An 18,887-nucleotide genomic window follows, 5' to 3' on the forward strand; every position below is an offset into this window, starting at 1 on the left:
CGTCGGAACAGATCGTGATGTTTCGGTCTTGTTCTGGTGGCGAAACCCTTGTGTTGCAGGGCTTTCGCGTTCAGGCACTCCCTTGGTAAGGGAGAGGTCGAGAGTTCAATCCTCTCTCGCAGCACCAGTTTCCTTACATTTCGCAGGCGTTTGGCACCCGAGCTGGGGATGGCTGCGGCGACGGGATCGCCTATTGCTCGATGGGCGCGGCTCTGCGCTGCCCGTGCCGCGGCACGCAATGCGTTTCCGGCGCGTCGGCGCCGATCGGCGGGCTCCGATCGGGCCACCGCAACTCTTCGGGCCGGGGCGCTGATCGCCAGGGGTGAAGCGGGGGTCTTCGCTCGGGCGCGGAACGAAGCCAGATGGCCAAGCCGAGCCGACAGACAGGTCTGCTGAGAACGATCAACGTCGATGTCGAGTAGCGCGGGCCCGGCTGATCGTCGGCCGATGCGGCTGCGGCGAACTCTCCAGATTAGCCGGGCATGCGTTCTAGGCTACAGTTTCATTTCCGTCCAAACAGGTATTCTGTAAGCCGCGGGAAAGTCTCGTTCCGCATTCTGGGTACGCCAACTAACCTTAGCGTGAAGCCTTCGAGGTCTCGCGCACTATGCGGTGACTCCTCGTGCGGTTCTCCATCAAGACAAAGCTTGCCGGCTCTTTCGGCGGCGTTCTCGTTCTTCTCGCGGTATCCGGCATCCTTGGGGTGTCGAGCCTATCCCAGACCAGCGCGATGCTCACGCAATTCGCCGACGGTCCGTTCAAGCAGGTCGAACTCGCCAAGTCGTTGCAGGAAACCGTCACGGACGCCCGGCGGGCGACGCTGCGGCTCCTCCTCGGATCGTCTTCGGAGGCGGGCTTGCAGGCCAAGGCCGACCTCAAGGCGGACTGGCAGGCCATCGATCAGCTGGTCGACCAGCTTTTCAGCATGATGTCCGAGGCCGACAGGCAGGCCTCCGGCGACATCGAAGCGATGATGGCCGACCTCAAGGCAGCCGGCGCGGAAACGGCGGCCCTGGCCGAATCGGCGAACCCGACGGCCGGCAACGTCGCCATGAGCGCGACCAAGCCCGGCTCCGACGCGTTCCTGTCCGCTTCGGCCGAGCTGCGCGGCGCCATCCTCGATCAGGGCGGGGCTGAGGCCCTCGCCGCGCTCGCGCTCCTGTCGGAGATCCAGACGGACGTCCTTCGCAGCCGGACCTCGGCCATCGCGTCCGTCGTGCGAACCGATCCGGAACAGATCCAGCGGATCAAGGACGATCTCGGCGAGCTCTTCGCCACGGTCGACGCGCGGTTCGAACAGTTGGCCCGCCTGCCGGCGGTCCAGCGCAGCCGCGATCTCGTGGAAACGACGCGGGCGGCCTGGGCACAGCTGCAGGCCGCCGAGGCCGAGCAGCTCGCCTACGGCGTCAACAACTATTTCGGACGCGCGCTCGAAGCCAACGCGACGAAGTTCGCGCCCTTGTCGGCCAAGCTCAACGAGCGCCTGGAGGCCGTCAACAAGCGGGCCGCCGAGATCGCCGACGAGTTCCTTGCAAAGGCCGAGAGCAGCTACGCCTCGACGCGCAACCTCATGGTCGCGCTCGCGCTCGCCGCCCTGGTGGCGGGCGCGTCGGCCGCGGCCTGGCTGTCGCTCTCGATCGGCCGGGGCTTGAACCGTGCGGTGCGGCTGGCCGACGCCATCGGCTCGGGCGACGTGTCCGAGCGCGTCGAGGCCAAGGGCAGCGACGAGATCGGCGATCTCCTCCGCTCCATCAACGCCATGAGCGAGAAGCTGTCGCACATCGTCTCGGGCGTGCTCGGCTCGGCGGCGCAGGTCGCCTCGGGCTCGCGCCAGTCGGCGGCGACGGCCGAGCAGCTCTCGTCAGGCTCCACGGAGCAGGCCGCCGCCTCCGAGGAAACCTCGGCCGCCGTCGAGGAGATGACGGCGAACATCAAGCAGAACGCCGAGAACTCGGCGCAGGCCGAGAAGATCGCCGCGCTTTCGGCCGAGAGCGCCGATCGCAGCCGGCAGGCCATCTCGGGTTCGCTGGAGGCCATGCGATCCATCGCGGAGCGGGTGCGGGTCGTCCAGGAGATCGCCCGCCAGACCGATCTCCTGGCCCTCAACGCCGCCATCGAGGCGGCGCGCGCGGGCGCCCACGGCAAGGGCTTCGCGGTCGTCGCTTCGGAAGTGAGGAAGCTGGCCGAGCGTTCGCAGGCCGCCGCGGCCGAGATCGGCGACTTGTCCGTCGAGACCCTGCAGGCGGCCGAAGAGGCCGGGCGCATGTTCGACAGCCTCCTGCCCGACATCCGGCGCACCGCCGAGCTCGTCTCGGAAATCTCCGCCGCCTGCCGCGAACAGTCGATCGGCATCGAGCAGATCAACCAGGCCGTGGTCCAGCTCGACCAGGTGACGCAGGCCAATGCCGGTGCGGCCAACGAGATGACCGCGACGGCCGAGGCGCTGTCGGGCGAGGCGATGAGCCTCAATGAGCGCGCCGGCTTCTTCAAGCTCGACGGAGCGCCGCAGGTCAGCGCGCCTCGCACCGCGTCGGTTGCGAGCCAGGACTTCCCGTCCGCGGCGGTTCGCTCCGGCGACGCCCGAGCGCTTCAGGCACAGGCGGCGCGCTTTGCCGGCGGCCGCTCCGCGGCGGCCGAGCCGAGGCAGCCCGCGAAGGCCGCAGCGGTGAGGGGTGTCAGCCTCGATCTCGACGATGCGGGCTTCGAGCGCATGAGCGGCTGAGACGGCCACCCGGTCTTTCTCACCCGGACACCGGGACAATGGCCGGGCGTCCCGGATCGGGCGCCCGGCCGAGTTGGCTCCGTAATTTGCGGCCTCACGGTCGGGAACTGGGATCCCGCCACGGTCTTTCTCTTGGGGCACCGATCTCAAGGGAGGTCACGATGAAACCGATCATCACGGCGGCTCTCGCCGCCGCCGCCTGCTTCGCGTTCCAGGGCGCCGCGTCCGCGGCTTGCTCGAACGAGACCACCGCCTCGATCGCGGGCGGTACCGGGGAGGCGATATCCAAGGACGGCCAGCACACGCCGCTGGAAACGGATGCGAACGCGCCCGGCGTGACGCAGTCGCAAGGCGGCACCACCACCAACATGGAGCAGGCCGAAGCCAGCGCGTCCGGCGCCGTATCTAAGGACGGCTCGACCATGCCGCTCGCCGAAACCAAGGGCGGCGGCGACGTGGCCGTGGCCATGTCCGACCAGGATGTCGCGGCTCAGCAGAACGGCGACCCGACCGCCGCCGCCACCGCGCAGCAGGAAACCTGCACGAACTGAGGTCGATCGCGCCGCCGGCGACGATGCGCACCACACTGTCCGGCCCACCCGCCGGGCAGTGTTTGTGTGCCCGCCTGCGAGCCGATGCCCGTTCTGCTCGTTCGGGCGGATCGACGACTCCCCTGCGCGTTGTGTCGCATGCCCTCTCCCGCCCATCGACGGAACACCCCTGATTGATATGTCTCCCTTCGCGTCAACTCGGCGCGGGGGTTGCTCAAGGGGGAGTGCGATGACCAGGTGGCTCTTGATCGGCGCCTCGCTCGCCGCGATCGGATCGGCGGGGCTCTCGACGCTGGCCGCTTCGGCGCAGACGCCGGTGACGCTGACCTTCGCGGCCCATTACAACGACGCGCAGATGGCGCCGCTCACCGCCTGCTTCCGCGCCTACGAGGCGCAGAATCCGAACGTGACGATCGTCTACCAGCAATCCAAGATCGAGGACTTCCTCCAGACGCTGCAGACCGCGCGCATCGCCGGCAGCGCGCCCGACATCTACAACGTTTATTCCATCTGGGGCGCCAAGCTCGTCGGCGACGGCATCCTCGCCGAGCCGCCGGAGGACATGGTCCGCTTCGTGGAGGACAACTACGAGCCGACGACGGTGCGCTCGGCGACGGTCGAGGACGCCGTCTGGGGCGTGCCAGCGGAAGTCAGCCTCTACCTCCTCGTCTACAACAAGAAGCTGTTCGCAGAGGCCGGCATCGACGAGCCGCCCCGCGACTGGGCCGGGGTCCTCGCCGCGGCCGAGAAGATCGCCAGGCGCGACGACCTCGGCAAGGTGACGACGGCCGGCTACGCCTTCGGGCCGACGGTCGCCAACGCCACGCACCCCTTCCGCACCCTTCTCCTGTCGAAGGGCGTGCCGCTGTTCAACGACGACCTGACCGGCACCAACCTCGCCGACCCCGCCGCGGCCGAGATCCTGTCGGGCGAGGCGGAGCTGTTCAAGCGCGGCCTCACCAGCGCCTCCAACGTGGTGCGCGACTTCCCCTCGGGATCGGTCGGCATGATGATCGCCGCCAACTGGTTCGAGCAGACGCTTCGCGAGGGCCTGGGCGAGGCCTTCGACGACACCGTCGGCGTCGCGCCCATTCCCGGCGGGCCGGACTGGAAGACCTACCAGTACTCCTTCTACCAGGCGGTGGACGCGCAGAGCCCGAACGCGGACGAAGCCTGGAAGCTGATCCGCTGGCTGAACGAGCCGCGCGAGGCGAACAAGCGCTCCTGCACCGGCGACATGCTGATCGCGCTGGGCTCGCTGACCGCCAACCGCGCCGACATCGCGGCCTCGAACGCCGAGCTCGGCGACGCCTTCTCCACCCCTTACGTCGAGGCCCTGTCGAGCGGGCGCGCCGTGCCGGACCCGAACATCCGCCAGACCGCGGAGGCCGACAAGGTGCTGCGCACCGCCATCGAAGAGGTCTGGCTCGGCCGCATGGACGCGCCGACCGCGCTGGAGCAAGCCGACGAGGCGATCTCGGCCCTCCTCGCCGAACCGTTCTGAGAGCGCGCCCCGACGCGGACGCCGCTCCATGATCCTGTCCCGGCGCGCGACGCCCTACCTCCTCCTGGCGCCGGTGCTCCTCTTCGCGGCGGTGTTCTTCCTCGTTCCCGTCCTCTTCTCGCTGGGCCTGTCCTTCTTCTCCTGGAACTCGCTCGGGCGCCCGCGCTTCGTGGGCGCCGCCAACTACGCCTATCTTTTGACCCGCGATCCCCTGTTCTGGACGACGCTGCGCAACACCGCGCTCTTCGTCGGGGGCACGATCCTCGTCGGCGTGCCGCTCGCCATGGCGCTCGCGGTCGCGGTCCGGCGCAGCCGCAGGCGGGCCGTCTGGCGCTCGCTCTACTGGTTGCCGGGCGTCACCAACGTCGCGGCCGTCGCCTATGTCTGGCAGTCGGTGCTGGCCGACCCCTACGGCCTCCTCAACCGGACGCTGGCGCTGGCAGGCATTCCCGGTCCCGCCTGGTTGTTCGATCCGGGCACGGCGATGCTCGCCACGATCCTCGTCTTCGTCTGGTTCCATGTCGGGCAGGACATGCTGCTGCTGTCGGCCGCGCTCGACCAGGTGGACGAGGACTGCGAGGACGCCGCGCGCATCGATGGGGCAAGCCCCTGGGAGGTGTTCCGCCACGTGACGCTGCCGCTCCTCAAGCCCGCGCTCCTCTTCGTCACGCTGTCCAACCTCGTGAAGGGCGTCGGCTACTTCGCGCTGATGCTGGTCCTGACCGGCGGCGGGCCGGTCAACACGACCAACGTCGCGGCCCTCCACATCTACGACCTCGCCTTCGGCCAGCTGAAGCTCGGGCTCGCCGCGGCGGCCGCCTGGCTCCTCCTCGTCGCGGTCGCGCTGGTCGCCTTCGCGCAGCTCGCCTTCATGCGTCGCGGCGGGCTGGAGGCCTACGGATGACGCTCTCGACGCTGGCCGAGGAAGCCGTGCCCTCGCGAAGCGCCGCGGCCGACGCGTTCCGCGCCCGGCCCGGCGTCCGGCCGCGGCCGTGGCTGCGGGCCGGGCGCTTCACGGCGCTCTCGCTCGGCGGCGCGATCATGGTCGCGCCCTTCATCGACATGATCCTGGGCGCCCTGCGCTCGCCGGCCGAACGCCTGGCGCGCCCGCCGGTCTACGTGCCGGCGGACCCGCAATGGGAGAACTTCGCCGCCGTCTTCCGCGATTTTCCGCTCGGGCTCTGGCTGTTCAACAGCTTCGCTGTCACAATCGCGATCACCTGCCTTCAGCTCGCCACCAGCACCACCGCGGCCTACGCGCTGGCGAAGTTCCGCTTCCGCGGGCGCGACCTGATCCTGAAGTTCGTCGTGGTGGCGCAGGTCTTCCCCTTCTTTCTCCTGATCATCCCGCTCTTCATCGTGCTGCGCTACTTTCCGCTCGCCGGCGGCAACGACCTTCTCGGCCAGGGCGGCACCGGGCTCCTCGACAGCTATGCCGCGCTGATCCTGCCCTTCGCCGTCTCCTGGTACGGCGTGTTTCTCATGCGCCAGTTCATGATCTCGGTGCCGGACGAGCTGATCGACGCCGCGCGCATCGACGGGGCGGGGGAGCTGCGCATCCTCTGGTCGGTGGTGCTGCCGCTGGTGCGCCCGGCGCTTCTGACGCTCGGCATCTTCGTCTTCATCTACCACTGGAACGAGGTGGTCTGGACGCTGACGGTGACGCGCACCTCGCCCGGCCTCCAGACCGGCCCGGTCGGCATCCACCTCATGCGCGGCGCCTTCGATTCCGAGCGCGACCTGTCGCTCCAGCAGGCGGCGATCGCCGTCACCGTCCTGCCGGTGATCGTCCTCTTCCTCGCCCTCCAGCGCTTCTACGCGCGAACCTCGGGGATGAAGGCCTGACGCCTCATCCCGCGAGAACGTGCGCGACGTGGTGCGCTTCCGGCTCGCGATAGAGCGGGTAGAGCGGCCCCACCGCCCACGCGACCGCCGCGACGTCGAGCATCGGCACGCGGCCGCCGAAGCGCTCGATCGCCTCCGGCGTCAGGCGCACGGGGCGGAGCGTTTTGCTTTCCTCGCCGAAGCGGACGAGATCGCTGCCCATCTCCAGGAGCTTGCGCGCGCCGCGCTCGCCGATGCGGTTGTAGCTCATGGTCTCGACCTCCAGGCCCGGCACGATGACCTTGGCGACGCCGACGCCCGATCCAGGCGCGCCGTCGATCGCGAGGATGTCGAAACCCTCCCGCTCCAGGCGCTGGCGCGCGACGCGGCCGCGCTCGCGGGTGGTGGCGAGGTTCGCCTCCGGCAGCTCGGTGAAGCGCTTCGTCGTCCGGCGCGAGAAGACGCTGTCGGACAGCGCCGCCTTCAGCCCCTCCGGCGGCATGGTGGCCCAGGCGGTCATCGCCTCCAGCGCCCGGTTCTCGCCGGAAACGAGGCTCGGCATGGCGGCTTCGAGGAAGCGATCGAGGAAGCCGTCGGGCGCGACGCGCCGCGCTTCTTCGATGGGCCCATGTGCGTAGGTCTTCCTCACCCGCGCCGAGCAGAATTCGAGGATGGCTTTCCGCAGCGCGACGTTGCGGTCGGGATCACAGGCCTCGCCGCAGGCGGACAGCATGATCGGCACGCGCGGACCCGAGCCCTCGCGGTCGAAGCCGACGACGTAGAGGTTGGCGAGGCCGAACTGGTCGCTGGCGAACTTCGCCATGACCTCGATGCCGAGGGCGTCGAGGCGCGCGAGGAGGCTTGCCACGTCCGGCGCCAGCCCGTCCGACAGGTCCAGCACCACGCCGCGATCGAGGGCGCGGAAGACGAGGCCGTTGCCGTCGCGCTGGAGGAGTTCGAGGAGGCCGTGGCCGATCGCCCAGTCGAGGTCCGGCCCCGCGCCGAGGCCGTTGGTGATCAGCGGCGTGAAGGGCTCGTAGTTCGCCGGCAGCTCGAAGGAGTCGGTCGCGCCGAGATCCGCCGGCACCAGCACCGGCTCGCCGGTCGATACGCGCCGCGCCTCGATCCAGGCGAGGGGCGTGTCGCGGCCGACCGGGCTGCCGGCCGGCAGGCAGAGGGTGAGGGGATCGGCGATGCCGCTCGTGCCCACCCTGCCGACGAGGTCGGCATAGCTGCCCATGCGCTTGTCCGTCTTCATCAGCGTCAGCGTCGGCAGGATCGCCTCGGCGATCTCCGCGAGCGCCCCGATGATCGCCGTGCCCTCGTCCGCCCCGTAGCCGTAGCCGGAGGGCATGTTGCCGGGCATCGTGGGGTCGTCGAGGAAGAGCGACACCTTCCAGGCCGGCACACCCGTTCTGTCGAGCCCCTGCAGCGGAAAGCCGACGAGGCGGCCGGGCGGCAGCGCCTCGACATAGGCGCGCGCGGCGTCGGGCAGGTCGGCCGGAAGATCGTGGGTCGAGGCTTGCATGAGGGGGCAGGGTCTCCGGGGCGGAATGGGTTCGAACGCCCCTGCAACTAGCGCCCGCCGCCATCCGAACCGCGCCATGCGACGCAACACCGCTGCGAGAGCGGCCTTGGTGCGGGAAGGGGCCGCGCGGTGCGGCCCGTTCCTCTTTTCTCGGCGGGTCGGGCTCGAAGGCCCGCCGCCCGCTCGATCAGCGCGAGGCCTTGTAGAGTTTCTGCGCGATCTCGAACATTTCCTCCGGCGCGTAGTCCGGCGTGAAGGCGGAAGGCACGCCGGTCAGCTGGTGGATCTTGCCGCCCTCCGGCATGCCGTCGACGACCTCCAGCTCGCCGGGCGGATCGTCGGGCAGGGCCACCTCGCCGTTACCCCAGATGCCGGCCATTTCCTTGTAGTCGCTCGGGCTGAACGTATAGAGGCGGCGGTGCGAGCCCTCGTCGAGGTACTTCTGGCACTCCGGGATCTTCGACAGCGGGATGTTCGGGGTGGGCAGGAACTTGTCGAGGTCGACGCCGGTGATCTTCTTCAGCGCCAGTGCGTAGGCATGCGCGTGGACCGAGCCGCGCACCAGGAGATAGCCGCAGACCTCGCGGCCGGTCGGGTCGGTCAGCGTTTCGTAGACGCGCAGCTTGTGGAGGCGCGCGCCGCATTCGAGGTGGAAGTTGTGGAGGAGGTCGACGACGACGTTGCCCGTCGTCGTGACGAAGTCGTTGTTCCACGACGCGCCGTTGGAGTTCACCGGCATCGCGCCGCCGCCGCCCGACAGGAAGGCCGCGGCGAGGCGCATGTCCTTCATGTCCTCGAAGGGCGCGCCCGAGATGTCGCCGCCGTCCTTCTCGTCGCCACCGGGCTTGTCCGGTCCGTTGGCGAGCATGGCGACGCCGTTGGAGACCAGTTCGACGTGGCCGAGTTCTTCCGCCGTGATCGAGGCGACCAGGCTGTAGAACGGCTTCAGCTTCTCCTTGGATCGGAAATTGAAGCTCTGGAACATGTAGTTGCCCAGAGTGGACATCTCGCCGTACTTGCCTCCGAGCAGCTCCTGAAGAGCCGCGGCGGCATTGGGGTCGGCTCGCTTGGGTGCCGGCAGTTCTGCCTGCAACTTGTCGACGCGCATGAACATGGATACATCCTTCCATTGTGAGCGTGCCGACCCTTAGCTAGATGCAGGCTCTCCACCCAACAGGCGCAGCCGTCCGCTCATTCATTGGCTGAATGACGAAGTCGCCGGCAACCAAGCGCGCGGTCCCGCTGCGCCGGGCTCGGGATGTGCGGCGGGCTCCAGGGATCGGGCGTCGCCATGTCCGGCCTTTTCAGGGAACGTCCGGATGCTCCTTGATCGGCATGTCGTCGGTGGGCGTCACCGTCTGGCGCTCGATCATGCGGTGGACGCGCGGCCGGCCGGGGCCGCGATGGAGTGACAACAAGCGTTCGTTGATCTCGGCGTCGGCCTTGGTGCGGCGCATGTTGTGGCGCACGTACTCGACCCAGGTCGGCACGTGATAGGTCTCGGTCCAGGTGCCGGGATTCTCGAGGTCGCGCAGCAGCGCCCATTGCCGCGCCCCGTCGCGGATGCGCACGCGCCGCCGGTCGGCCATCACGGCGAGGAAGGCCGGCACGTCGGCCTGGTCGATCTCGTAGTCCACCATGACCATGATCGGGCCGCTGCGCGAGCGCAGCTCCAGGCGCACCTCCGGCTCGCGGAACTGGTCGAGCGGATCGAGATCGAGCGCGAGAAGCGGCGGAATGGCGAAGCGCAGGCCGACCAAGGCCCCGACGGTCAGGAAGCCGCCCGCGACGATCAGCGCCCGGCTCGGATCGTAGGCGTCGGCGAGAAGGCCCCAGATCCAGCTTCCCGCGGCCATGCCGCCGAAGGTCGCGGTCTGGTAGATCGAGAGCGCCCGCCCCACCACCCAGCGCGGCGTCGAGAGCTGGACGGTAACGTTGAAGAGCGACAGCGCCAGCACCCAGGACGCGCCCGCCGGCAGGAGCGCGAGGCAGGTGAGCCAGGTCTGCCGGCTGTTGCTGACGAGAACCGCGCTGAGCGCGAAGGCGACGAAGGCGCCGCGCGCGATGACCTCGCTCGTGTACCGCTCGCGCAGGCGCGTGTTCATGAACGCCCCGCCGATGGCGCCGACGCCGAAGCTGCCGAGAAGGATGCCGAAGGTCGCAGCGCCCCCGGAAACGAGGTCGCGCGCGACGAGCGGCAGGAGCGCGAGGATCGAGATCGCGCCGAGCCCGAACAGGAAGGCGCGCCCGATCACCGTCACGAGGTTGGGCGACATGGCGACGAAGCGGATGCCCGCCGACATGGCCAGCTGAAAGCTTTCCCGCGGCAGGGGGCTCGGGGCGCGCCGCCGCGTCCAGCGGGTGAGCGCGAGGATGAGCGGCGCGTAGCTCACCGCGTTCAGCGCGAAGGCGCCGGCCGCCCCGACCGAGGCGACGATGAAGCCGCCCACCGCCGGCCCGATGCTGCGCATCAGGTTGAAGGCCATGCTGTTCAGCGTCACCGCGGACGGGATGTCCGAGCGCGGCACGAGGTCGCCCATGGACGCCTGCCAGGACGGATTGTGAAGCGCCGTGCCGCAGCCGATCAGGAAGGTGAAGAGGAGGAGGAGCCAGGGCGTGATCCAGCCCTGGATCGCGAGAACGGCGAGGGCGACGGAGGCCGTCATCATCAGCGACTGGGCCACCAGCATCACCGTGCGCCGGTCGAAGCTGTCGGCGAGCGCCCCGGCGGCGAGCGAGAAGATCATGATGGGCAGCGTCGTCGCGGTCTGGACGAGCGCCACCATGTCGTCGGAATCGGCGATGCTCGCCATCATCCAGCCGGCGCCGACGGCCTGGATCAGGCCGCCGAGGTTGGACACGAGGACCGCGGACCAGAGGAGGCGGAAGTCGGCGCTGCGAAAGGGCTGAAAGAGCGAGGATCGTTGGGACAAGTCGCGATGCTGGGGCAGTGGCACTGAAGAAGCACCGATTCTAGGGCGCAAAGCCCGGCGCTGCCGCCCATCCGCGCAAAGAATCGCCTGGCGTGAGCAGCATGCCGCTCCGGGGCCCGGTCCGGTCGCGGCTCTCGACCTTGCGGGCGCGGCGAGGAACGCCTGCTTCCTCCGGCCAGTTACGCAGCTTGCCATCCATTCGGGACCCAAGCCATGTCAGACGACGACAGCGAGCCGCAGACGATCGTCGATCCGCGCGACGCGGCGGAAAGCGTCGGGCTCGTCTACGTGTCCGACGAAGAGCCCGGCATCCGGCGCCGCAAGGCCGGCAAGGGCTTTACCTACGTCAAACCCGACGGGGCGAAGGTGAGCGACGAGAAGACGCTCGCGCGCATCCGCTCGCTGGCGATCCCGCCGGCCTATACCGACGTCTGGATCTGCGCCGACGAGAACGGCCACGTCCAGGCGACCGGCCGGGACGCCAAGGGGCGCAAGCAGTACCGCTACCATCCGAAGTTCCGCGACGTGCGCGAGGGCGTGAAGTTCGAGCACGTCATGGACTTCGCCCGCAGCCTGCCGGCCATCCGCAAGCGGGTTTCGGAGCATATGGCGCTGCGCGGCCTGCCGCGCGAGAAGGTGCTGGCGACCACCGTGCATCTCCTGGAAACCACGCTGATCCGCGTCGGCAACGACGGCTACGCCAAGGAGAACAAGAGCTACGGCCTGACGACGCTGCGCGACGGCCACGTCAAGGTCGAGGGGGCGGAGCTGCGCTTCCGCTTCAAGGGCAAGAGCGGCAAGGCCTGGAACCTCAAGGTCAACGACCGGCGCGTGGCCAAGATCGTCAAGGCCTGCCAGGAGCTGCCGGGCCAGGAGCTCCTGCAATATGTCGACGAGGCGGGTCAGACGCGCGACGTGACCTCGGCGGACGTCAACGCCTATCTGAAGGAGATCACGGGCAAGGACATCACGGCCAAGGATTTCCGCACCTGGGCGGGAACGGTGCTCGCGGCCATGGTGCTGCGCGAGTTCGAGGCCTTCGACAGCGCCGCCAAGGCCAAGAAGAACGTGCGCGCCGCCATCGAGAAGGTCTCGGCGCGCCTCGGCAACACGCCGACCGTCTGCCGCAAGTGCTACGTCCACCCGGAGATCCTCAGCACCTATCTCGACGGCTCCCTGCTCCTGGAGATCAAGGAGGAGGTCGAGGAGGAGTTGCGCGGCGACATCAGCGGCCTCAAGCCGGAGGAGGCGGCGGTGGTCGGTCTCCTGCGCGCCCGGCTCGCCGCGGAAGTGCCCGAGGCGAAGGCCGCCTGAGGCGCCCGGCGCTTCAGCGCGCGGCGACAGGCTGCAGCAGCAGGGCGACGAGAGTGGTCCAGCCGGTCTGGTGCGAGGCGCCGAGCCCGAGCCCGGTCTCGCCGTGGAAGAACTCGTGGAAGACGATCAGCTCCTCGTTCTCCGGACCGCCGCGCGGTGCCGGCCCCCCGAGCGCCTGCCGGATGCCGGCCGCGTCCTTCAGGAAGAGGGCGCACAAGCGCCGCGACACCTCGTCCGCGACCGCGCCCAAGCTCGCCATGCGCCCCGAGCCGGTCGGGCACTCGACCTCGACGGCGTCGCCGTAGAAGCGCTCGAACTCGCGAAGCGCCTCGACGATCATGACGTTGATCGGCATCCAGACCGGCCCGCGCCAGTTGGAATTGCCGCCGAAGATGCCCGACGTCGAACAGCCCGGCTCGTAGCCGACCTCGAAGCGCGTTCCGTCGCGCTCCAGGACGAAGGGCGCGGTTCCGTGCGCCTTGGACAGGGAGCGCAGGCCGAAGGGCGACAGGAACTCGGCCTCGTCCAGCATCCGCGTCAGGAGCGCCGTCATGCGGTGGCGTCGCAGGAGCGACAGGAGGAGGCGCGCGTTTTTGCCCGGTTCCTCGTAGCGCGACACCTGGCCCGTCAGGTCCGGACGGTGCGCGAGCATCCAGCCGAGGCGGCGGGCGAAGCCCGGATGGCGCGTCGCCGCCTCCGGGTCGAGCACCTCCACGGCGCAGAGCGGGATGAGGCCGACGAGCGAGCGGAGCCGGAGCGTGTCCTCGCTGCCGTCCGGCAGGACCAGCGCGTCGTAGAAGAAGCCGTCCTCCTCGTCCCACAGGCCTCGCCCGCGGTCGGTCGCCGTGCCCTTCTCCGATTCCGGTGTGCCGACATGCGTCATGGCCGAGGCGATGACGAGGAAGTGCTCGAAGAACTTCGTCGCGACGTCCTCGTAGACCGCGTTTCGCCGGGCCAGCTCCAGGGCCATGCGCATGAGGTTCAGCGCGTACATGGCCATCCAGGCCGTGCCGTCCGCCTGCTCCAGGAAGCCGCCGCCGGGAATGGGCGCCGAGCGGTCGAAGACGCCGATGTTGTCGAGCCCGAGAAAGCCGCCCTGGAAGAGGTCGCGACCGGCCGAATCCTTGCGGTTCACCCACCAGGTGAAGTTGATCGCCAGCTTGTGGAAGAGCCGCTCCAGGAAGTCGTGGTCCGGCTCGCCGGTCATGGCGGCGTCCATCCGGAACACGCGGAGTGCGGCGAAGGCCTGGATCGGCGGGTTGGCGTCGGCGAAGTTCCACTCGTAGGCCGGCAGCTGCCCGCTCGGATGCATGTACCATTCGCGGGTGAGGAGCAGGAGCTGCGCCTTGGCGAAGGCGGGGTCGATCGCTGCCGCCGCCATGGCGTGGAAGGCGAGATCCCAGGACGCGTACCAGGGATATTCCCAGGTGTCGGGCATCAGGATCACATCGGCATTGTTGAGGTGGGTCCAGTCGGCGTTGCGGCCGCGCCGGCGCTCGGGCGGCGGCCGGGGCTCGGCCGGGTCGCCGTCGAGCCAGTGCTTCACGTTGTAGCGGTAGACCTGCTTCGACCAGAGGAGACCGGCGAGCGCCCGGCGCTGCACGAGGCGCGCGTCTGGATCGGCAATGTCGCGCTGAAGCGCCGCGAAGAACGCGTCCGCCTCGCTTCGCCGCTCGGCGACGAGGCGGTCGAAGGCCGCCGTGTCCCGAGCCGGCGCGTCGGCCGGCGCCAGGCGGTAGCGCAGGACGAGCCGTTCACCGGGCGCGAGCGCGTGGACGGACAGCGCCGCGCACTTGGTGCCGCTCGCCGGCAGGGGCGTCGCTCCGCCGCCGACGATGTGGTCGTTGATCGCGTCCTTGAAGGCGCCTTCGGGTCCGGTGCCGAACAGCCGCCGGGCATTGGTCTCGTTCTCGCAGAACAGGAACCGCGCCGCCTGGAGCGCCTCGAAGCGCAGCTCGGGCATGGCGGGGTGGACGGCGCGAACCGCGCGCTCGCCGTCGGACGCGATCCGGGGCTTGGCCGCGCCGTCGCGCCAGCTCCAGGTGTTGCGGGCGACGAGCTGGGGCAGGACGTGGAGCTGCGCCGCCTCCGGACCGCGATTGACGACGGTGATCCGCATGAGGATCTCGTCGGGCGAGGCCTTGGCATAGTCGACCGAGACGTCGAAGAACCGGTCCTCGGCAAGGATGCCGGTATCCTCCAGCTCGTATTCCGGAGCGTCCGTCCCGCGCCGGCGGGCATTCTCGGCGACGAGGTCGTCGTAGGGGAAGGGCTTGTGCGGATAGCGGTAGAGCATCCGCTGCCAGGCGTGGCTCGGCACCGCGTCGAGGTGCCACCAGAGCTCCTTGGCGTCCTCGCCGTGGTTGCCCTCGGTGTTGGACAGGCCGAACAGGCGTTCCTTGACGATCGGGTCGGCGCCGTTCCAAAGTGCGAGCGACAGGCACCAGTGCTGGTTCTCGTCGCAGAAGCCGGCGATGCCGTCCTCGCCCCAGCGATAAGCGCGGGAGCGGGCGTGATCGTGGGGAAGATAGGTCCAGGCGTCCCCACCGGGGCTGTAGTCCTCGCGCACCGTTCCCCATTGACGCTCGGCGAGGTACGGGCCCCAGCGCCGCCAGCCGTCCTCGTCCGCCCGAAGCAGCCGGCCGCCCTCGACCGTCTCGAAGATGGGCGCGCGCCCGCCGGCAGGGATCAAGCTCGGTCCTCCTCGGCCCTTGTCGGCCGGAGGGGCCGCGACACGGTTGCTTCGCCGCGGACCACCGATCGCCACGGCGATGCACGCGGCGCGATCATGCATTGCCCCGCGCGCGTTTCAAGCGTCGGCGCCCCGTTCGTCGGGCGGCTCCGGCAGTCGGACCCTCAGCCCGCCGTGCCGGCCGCCCCGGGCCTGATCGCCTCGATGCGGATCGTGTCGAGGGTGAAGCTTCCGTCGGCCTCGACGGCGAAGTGGCGCCGGCCTTCCTCCGACAGCTGGTGCTGAAGGAAGCGGATGGCGTTCGCCGCCACCTCGGGCGTGCGCATCCGCGCGATCCAGACGGGGAAGTCCATGCGCAGCCGGTGGAGCGACAGGTGCCGCAGCTCCAGCCCGGCAACCTCCACCATCGCCGCCCATTCGCGCGCGCCGTAATCGCGAACGTGCGAGGGATCGCGCAGCAGCTCGACGGCCTGGAGATGCGTGTCGAGGAGGGGCACGCCCGGCGAGGAAACGTCGGAGGCGAGAAACAGGCCTCCGGGCGCCAGCACCCGCGCGGCCTCGCGCAGGCCCGCGGCGGCGTCGCTCCAGTGATGGGTGCTGAAGCGCGTGGCGACCACGTCGAAGGATCCCGCCTCGAAGGGCAGCGCCTCGGCCCGCGCCTGGCGCGTCTCGATGGTGCGAAGGTCCCGGCGCTCCGCTTCCGCCGCCACGGCCGCCAGCATGTCGGCGGACAGGTCGCAGGCGACGACCCGCCCCGCGTGAGGCCCGGCGCGGTAGCTGACATGGCCGCCGCCGCAGCCGAGGTCGAGCGCGGAGGCCGGACGAACGGCCGCCAGCCGCGCCTCGATCCAGTCGAGGTCCTCGCCCGCGGCATGCACCGCGCTCGTCACATAGGCCGCGGCCTGCGCGCCGAACTGGCGCCGCACCACGCTCGAATGGGTCTCGCTCATCGCCACGTCTCCATTGGTCGTTTCGGACGAGTCGTCCGCGTCTCGGTCGAGCGCCAGGGCGGCGCCGATGTCTTGTTTTCGCGTCTCATCGCAGTCCCCGCGAGGCCATATCGAGCCCGAGAAGCAGGAGGCCAAGGAGGAAGGCGCGGCGAAAGGCGATCAGGCTGACCCGGGCGCGGATCCTCTGCCCCGCGGCCATGCCGAGAAGGGCCGGCATGATCGCCAGGAGCGAGGCGGACCAGTTCCCGCCGGCGAGGCTCCCGTGCCAGGCGAGTCCCAGCGCCAGCGCCAGGGTCGAGACCGTGAACGACAGGCCGAGCGCCTGGACGAGGTCGTCCCTGCCGAGGCCGAGCGACTGGAGATAGGGCACCGCGGGCATGACGAAGACGCCCGTCGCGCCGGTGACGATCCCCGTCGTCAGGCCGACGACCGGCGAGGCGACCGGTTCCCAGGCCTCGGGCAGCCGGAAGGGGCGGACAATCAGCGTGACGGCGGCGTAGAGGACGAGCGCGATCCCGAGCGCCCGCGTCGTCAACGCCGGTTCGCCGCCCGCGAGCAGCGCCGAGCCGGCAAGCGTCCCGAGCGTGATCGCCGCCATCATCGGCCAGAGCCGCCGCGCCAGGGTGCCGAGACGCGGACCCGCCAGCAACTGCCAGAGATTGGTGACGAGCGAGGGCGCGAGCAGGAGACCGGCCGCGGCGAGCGGCGACAGGAGAGCGCCGAGGATGCCCATCGCGACCGTGGGCAGGCCCATGCCCGTCACGCCCTTGACGATGCCGGCGAGAAAGAAGGTGGCGCCGACGATGGCGAGGAGGGGCAGGGATAGGGACAGGTCCATGAGGTCACTTCGACCGACCGAGCGCTCGCGCGCAATTCGGAAAGAACGGCCTCAGGCTTCGGCTGGTCCGAAGGCTCGTTCCGTGCGAGCGTTTCCTTCATGCGCTTCGACCTGCCTGATCTTCGCTTGTTTCTCGCCGTCGTGGATGCCGGCAGCATCACCCACGGTGCCGCGGCCGCCAACCTGTCGCTCGCGGCCGCGAGCGAGCGGCTGCGCGACATGGATCTCGCCGCCGGCGTGCCGCTTCTCCTGCGCGGCCGCCGCGGCGTGTCGCCGACCCGCGCGGGCGACGCGCTCGTTCATCATGCGCGCCTCGTCCTGCGCCAGGTCGGCGCCATGCAGGCCGAACTGTCGGACCATGCGCGCGGCTTCCGGGGCTCCGTCCGGCTCCTGGCGAACTCGGCGGCGGTGGCGGGCTTCCTGCCCGAGCGGCTCGGCTCCTTTCTCGTGCGCCATCCCGGCGCGGACATCGACCTTTCCGAGCGGCCGAGCACGGAGATCGTCAAGGCCGTGGCCGGAGGCCTGGCCGAGATCGGCATCGTGTCGGACTCGGTCGAAACCGGAAGCCTGTCGGCGCAGTTCTTCGCCACCGACCGCCTCGCCGTCGTCATGGCGCGCGACCATCCGCTGGCTGGCGGGCGCCGGATCGCCTTCGCGCAGGTCGCGGGCGAGCCGATGATCGGCTTCGACGGCGCCCTTCAGGTCCATATCCGCGAGCAGGGGGAGCGCATCGGCTGCCGCGTGCGCCCGCGGATCACCCTGCGGACCTTCGACGGCGTCTGCCGACTGGCCGCCGACGGGGCGGGGATCGGCATCGTGCCGGAGACCGCCGCCCGGCGCGCCCGGCGCAGCATGCCCTTGGCCGCCGTGCGGCTGACCGACCTTTGGGCGACGCGGCGGCTGATGCTGTGCTCGGCCTCGCCGGACGGGCTCGAGCCGCTGCCTCTCGCTCTCCTTCGCCATCTGGCGGGGCGCAACGGCGACGCGCGCCCACCCGCCGGCGCCACCCCGGACGCCGCACGATCCTCCATCTGAACTGGAGGATCGTGCCGGAAACATTCCGAAACAGAACAACACCATAAGACATGGATGTTCCGGATCTGTTCATCCGAAGTTCACCCGTCCGGCGTCATTGTCGATGTCAAGGACGAGGCCGAAGAAGAAGTCGGCACCGGTCCGGGAAAGACTGATGGAGTTCAAGATGCGGAAGATCGTACTTGCCGGTTTCGCGCTGCTGTTCGCAGCCTCGCCCGTTCTGACCGCGGTGGATGCTTCGGCGCAGAGCCGCTGGCACACCGAGCGCCAGCTGCGCGAGGAGCGCCGCGAGCTTCGCGACGCCCGCCGCGACGTGCGGCGTCTGGAGCGCCAGCTGGACCGCCGCGACGACCGGCGCCATGCCCGGCCGGCCTGGGTGCGCAAGGGCGGCCGCTATGCCGGCGGCGGCGTGGTGGTCCGCGACTACCGGCGCTACGGTCTCCACGCGCCGGGCCGCGGCCAGCATTGGGTGCGCGTCAACAACGACTACCTGCTCGTCGCCGCGGTCGGCGGACTGATCGGTGCGATCATCGCCGGCCGCTGATCAGGCGGGAACGGGCGCCGTGCGGGCGGTCTCGGGATCGAGGCCGCCCATCTCGCAGATCCGCGTGAACTCGGCTTCCATCACCGGCTGGACGGACAGGCGCGAATTGTTGACGAGCACCATCTCCCCGAGCGCCGGCTCGGCCTTGATCGCTTCGAGCGTCACCGGTTTCGGCACGGCGCAGACCGCGGCGATATCGACGCACTCCCAGGCCGTGCCCGGCGCCGTGGAATCGGGATGGGCGGGGGCCGAGACCGCCACGATCCCGACCACCGCCTTGCCCTCGTTGGAATGATAGAAGAAGCCGCGGTCGCCGACGCGCATCTCGCGCATGAAGTTGCGGGCGCCGTAGTTGCGCACGCCCGTCCATTCCGTGCCCTTGGCGCCCTCGGCGACCTGCTGTTCGAAGGACCAGGTCGAGGGCTCGGACTTGAAGAGCCAGAAGCGCATCG

General features: G+C 69.9%; 15 protein-coding genes. 8 read left to right on the forward strand and 7 right to left on the reverse strand.

Translation table 11 applies throughout. The features are described from left to right. The first annotated feature begins 622 nt into the window (after positions 1-622). The 5 genes from FZN60_RS21525 to FZN60_RS21545 all read left to right on the forward strand — a co-directional run bounded on the left by FZN60_RS21525 (position 623) and on the right by FZN60_RS21545 (position 6,622). Positions 623-2,722, forward strand: coding sequence for a HAMP domain-containing methyl-accepting chemotaxis protein (locus tag FZN60_RS21525; RefSeq protein ID WP_158875578.1), 2,100 nt, complete (start codon positions 623-625; stop codon positions 2,720-2,722). Positions 2,723-2,883: 161 nt separating this feature from the next. Beyond that, complete coding sequence (locus FZN60_RS21530) at positions 2,884-3,273, forward strand: hypothetical protein (protein WP_158875579.1); 390 nt, start codon at positions 2,884-2,886, stop codon at positions 3,271-3,273. Between the two features lie 229 nt (positions 3,274-3,502). Beyond that, positions 3,503-4,777 carry an extracellular solute-binding protein gene (locus FZN60_RS21535; protein ID WP_158875580.1) on the forward strand — a complete coding sequence of 425 codons (1,275 nt, stop codon included), beginning with the start codon at positions 3,503-3,505 and terminating at the stop codon, positions 4,775-4,777. 28 nt (positions 4,778-4,805) lie between these two features. After that, entirely contained in the window at positions 4,806-5,681 is an 876-nt protein-coding gene (locus tag FZN60_RS21540) for a carbohydrate ABC transporter permease (RefSeq protein WP_158875581.1), read from the forward strand. Then, entirely contained in the window at positions 5,678-6,622 is a 945-nt protein-coding gene (locus FZN60_RS21545; protein WP_158875582.1) for a carbohydrate ABC transporter permease, read from the forward strand. Before FZN60_RS21540 ends, FZN60_RS21545 begins: the two co-directional genes overlap by 4 nt. Before the next feature lie 4 nt (positions 6,623-6,626). On the opposite strand, the gene FZN60_RS21550 is transcribed toward FZN60_RS21545, so the two are convergent. The 3 genes from FZN60_RS21550 to FZN60_RS21560 form a co-directional block, all read right to left on the reverse strand. Continuing rightward, positions 6,627-8,129 (reverse strand): YcaO-like family protein, encoded by a 1,503-nt coding sequence (locus FZN60_RS21550; RefSeq protein WP_158875583.1) that lies wholly within the window; start codon positions 8,127-8,129, stop codon positions 6,627-6,629. Between the two features lie 187 nt (positions 8,130-8,316). Further along, positions 8,317-9,243, reverse strand: coding sequence for a manganese catalase family protein (locus FZN60_RS21555; RefSeq protein WP_158875584.1), 927 nt, complete (start codon positions 9,241-9,243; stop codon positions 8,317-8,319). 190 nt (positions 9,244-9,433) lie between these two features. Further along, positions 9,434-11,062, reverse strand: a complete 1,629-nt coding sequence (locus FZN60_RS21560; protein ID WP_246727045.1) for an MFS transporter — start codon at positions 11,060-11,062, stop codon at positions 9,434-9,436. A gap of 213 nt (positions 11,063-11,275) precedes the next feature. Here FZN60_RS21560 and FZN60_RS21565 point away from each other — a divergent pair, with 213 nt between their 5' ends. After that, positions 11,276-12,376, forward strand: a complete 1,101-nt coding sequence (locus FZN60_RS21565; protein WP_158875586.1) for a DNA topoisomerase IB — start codon at positions 11,276-11,278, stop codon at positions 12,374-12,376. Positions 12,377-12,389: 13 nt separating this feature from the next. On the opposite strand, the gene FZN60_RS21570 is transcribed toward FZN60_RS21565, so the two are convergent. The 3 genes from FZN60_RS21570 to FZN60_RS21580 form a co-directional block, all read right to left on the reverse strand. Then, a complete protein-coding gene (locus FZN60_RS21570; protein WP_422570001.1) occupies positions 12,390-15,068 on the reverse strand; it encodes an MGH1-like glycoside hydrolase domain-containing protein in 2,679 nt (892 codons plus the stop codon). A 164-nt stretch (positions 15,069-15,232) separates the two neighbouring features. After that, entirely contained in the window at positions 15,233-16,018 is a 786-nt protein-coding gene (locus tag FZN60_RS21575) for a class I SAM-dependent methyltransferase (RefSeq protein ID WP_158875587.1), read from the reverse strand. An 85-nt stretch (positions 16,019-16,103) separates the two neighbouring features. Beyond that, positions 16,104-16,856 carry a sulfite exporter TauE/SafE family protein gene (locus FZN60_RS21580; RefSeq protein WP_158875588.1) on the reverse strand — a complete coding sequence of 251 codons (753 nt, stop codon included), beginning with the start codon at positions 16,854-16,856 and terminating at the stop codon, positions 16,104-16,106. A gap of 99 nt (positions 16,857-16,955) precedes the next feature. Here FZN60_RS21580 and FZN60_RS21585 point away from each other — a divergent pair, with 99 nt between their 5' ends. Further along, positions 16,956-17,891, forward strand: coding sequence for a LysR substrate-binding domain-containing protein (locus FZN60_RS21585; protein ID WP_158875589.1), 936 nt, complete (start codon positions 16,956-16,958; stop codon positions 17,889-17,891). Between the two features lie 154 nt (positions 17,892-18,045). After that, a complete protein-coding gene (locus FZN60_RS21590) occupies positions 18,046-18,435 on the forward strand; it encodes an RcnB family protein (protein WP_246727052.1) in 390 nt (129 codons plus the stop codon). On the opposite strand, the gene FZN60_RS21595 is transcribed toward FZN60_RS21590, so the two are convergent. Continuing rightward, the gene (locus FZN60_RS21595; protein ID WP_158875674.1) at positions 18,436-18,885 is read right to left on the reverse strand and encodes an EVE domain-containing protein; all 450 of its coding nucleotides are present in this window, start codon (positions 18,883-18,885) and stop codon (positions 18,436-18,438) included. Positions 18,886-18,887: the final 2 nt, after the last annotated feature.

The organism is Antarcticirhabdus aurantiaca (genome assembly GCF_009765365.1).
Classification (GTDB): Bacteria; Pseudomonadota; Alphaproteobacteria; order Rhizobiales; family Rhizobiaceae; genus Antarcticirhabdus; species Antarcticirhabdus aurantiaca.

Excerpts from the sequence above, each read along its gene's own strand:
- FZN60_RS21530 (WP_158875579.1), top strand. The coding sequence starts at position 2,884 with ATGAAACCGATCATCACGGCGGCTCTCGCCGCCGCCGCCTGCTTCGCG.
- FZN60_RS21535 (WP_158875580.1), top strand. The coding sequence starts at position 3,503 with ATGACCAGGTGGCTCTTGATCGGCGCCTCGCTCGCCGCGATCGGATCG.
- FZN60_RS21540 (WP_158875581.1), top strand. The coding sequence starts at position 4,806 with ATGATCCTGTCCCGGCGCGCGACGCCCTACCTCCTCCTGGCGCCGGTG.
- FZN60_RS21545 (WP_158875582.1), top strand. The coding sequence starts at position 5,678 with ATGACGCTCTCGACGCTGGCCGAGGAAGCCGTGCCCTCGCGAAGCGCC.
- FZN60_RS21550 (WP_158875583.1), bottom strand. The coding sequence starts at position 8,129 with ATGCAAGCCTCGACCCACGATCTTCCGGCCGACCTGCCCGACGCCGCG.
- FZN60_RS21555 (WP_158875584.1), bottom strand. The coding sequence starts at position 9,243 with ATGTTCATGCGCGTCGACAAGTTGCAGGCAGAACTGCCGGCACCCAAG.
- FZN60_RS21565 (WP_158875586.1), top strand. The coding sequence starts at position 11,276 with ATGTCAGACGACGACAGCGAGCCGCAGACGATCGTCGATCCGCGCGAC.
- FZN60_RS21575 (WP_158875587.1), bottom strand. The coding sequence starts at position 16,018 with ATGAGCGAGACCCATTCGAGCGTGGTGCGGCGCCAGTTCGGCGCGCAG.
- FZN60_RS21580 (WP_158875588.1), bottom strand. The coding sequence starts at position 16,856 with ATGGACCTGTCCCTATCCCTGCCCCTCCTCGCCATCGTCGGCGCCACC.
- FZN60_RS21585 (WP_158875589.1), top strand. The coding sequence starts at position 16,956 with ATGCGCTTCGACCTGCCTGATCTTCGCTTGTTTCTCGCCGTCGTGGAT.
- FZN60_RS21590 (WP_246727052.1), top strand. The coding sequence starts at position 18,046 with ATGGAGTTCAAGATGCGGAAGATCGTACTTGCCGGTTTCGCGCTGCTG.
- FZN60_RS21595 (WP_158875674.1), bottom strand. The coding sequence starts at position 18,885 with ATGCGCTTCTGGCTCTTCAAGTCCGAGCCCTCGACCTGGTCCTTCGAA.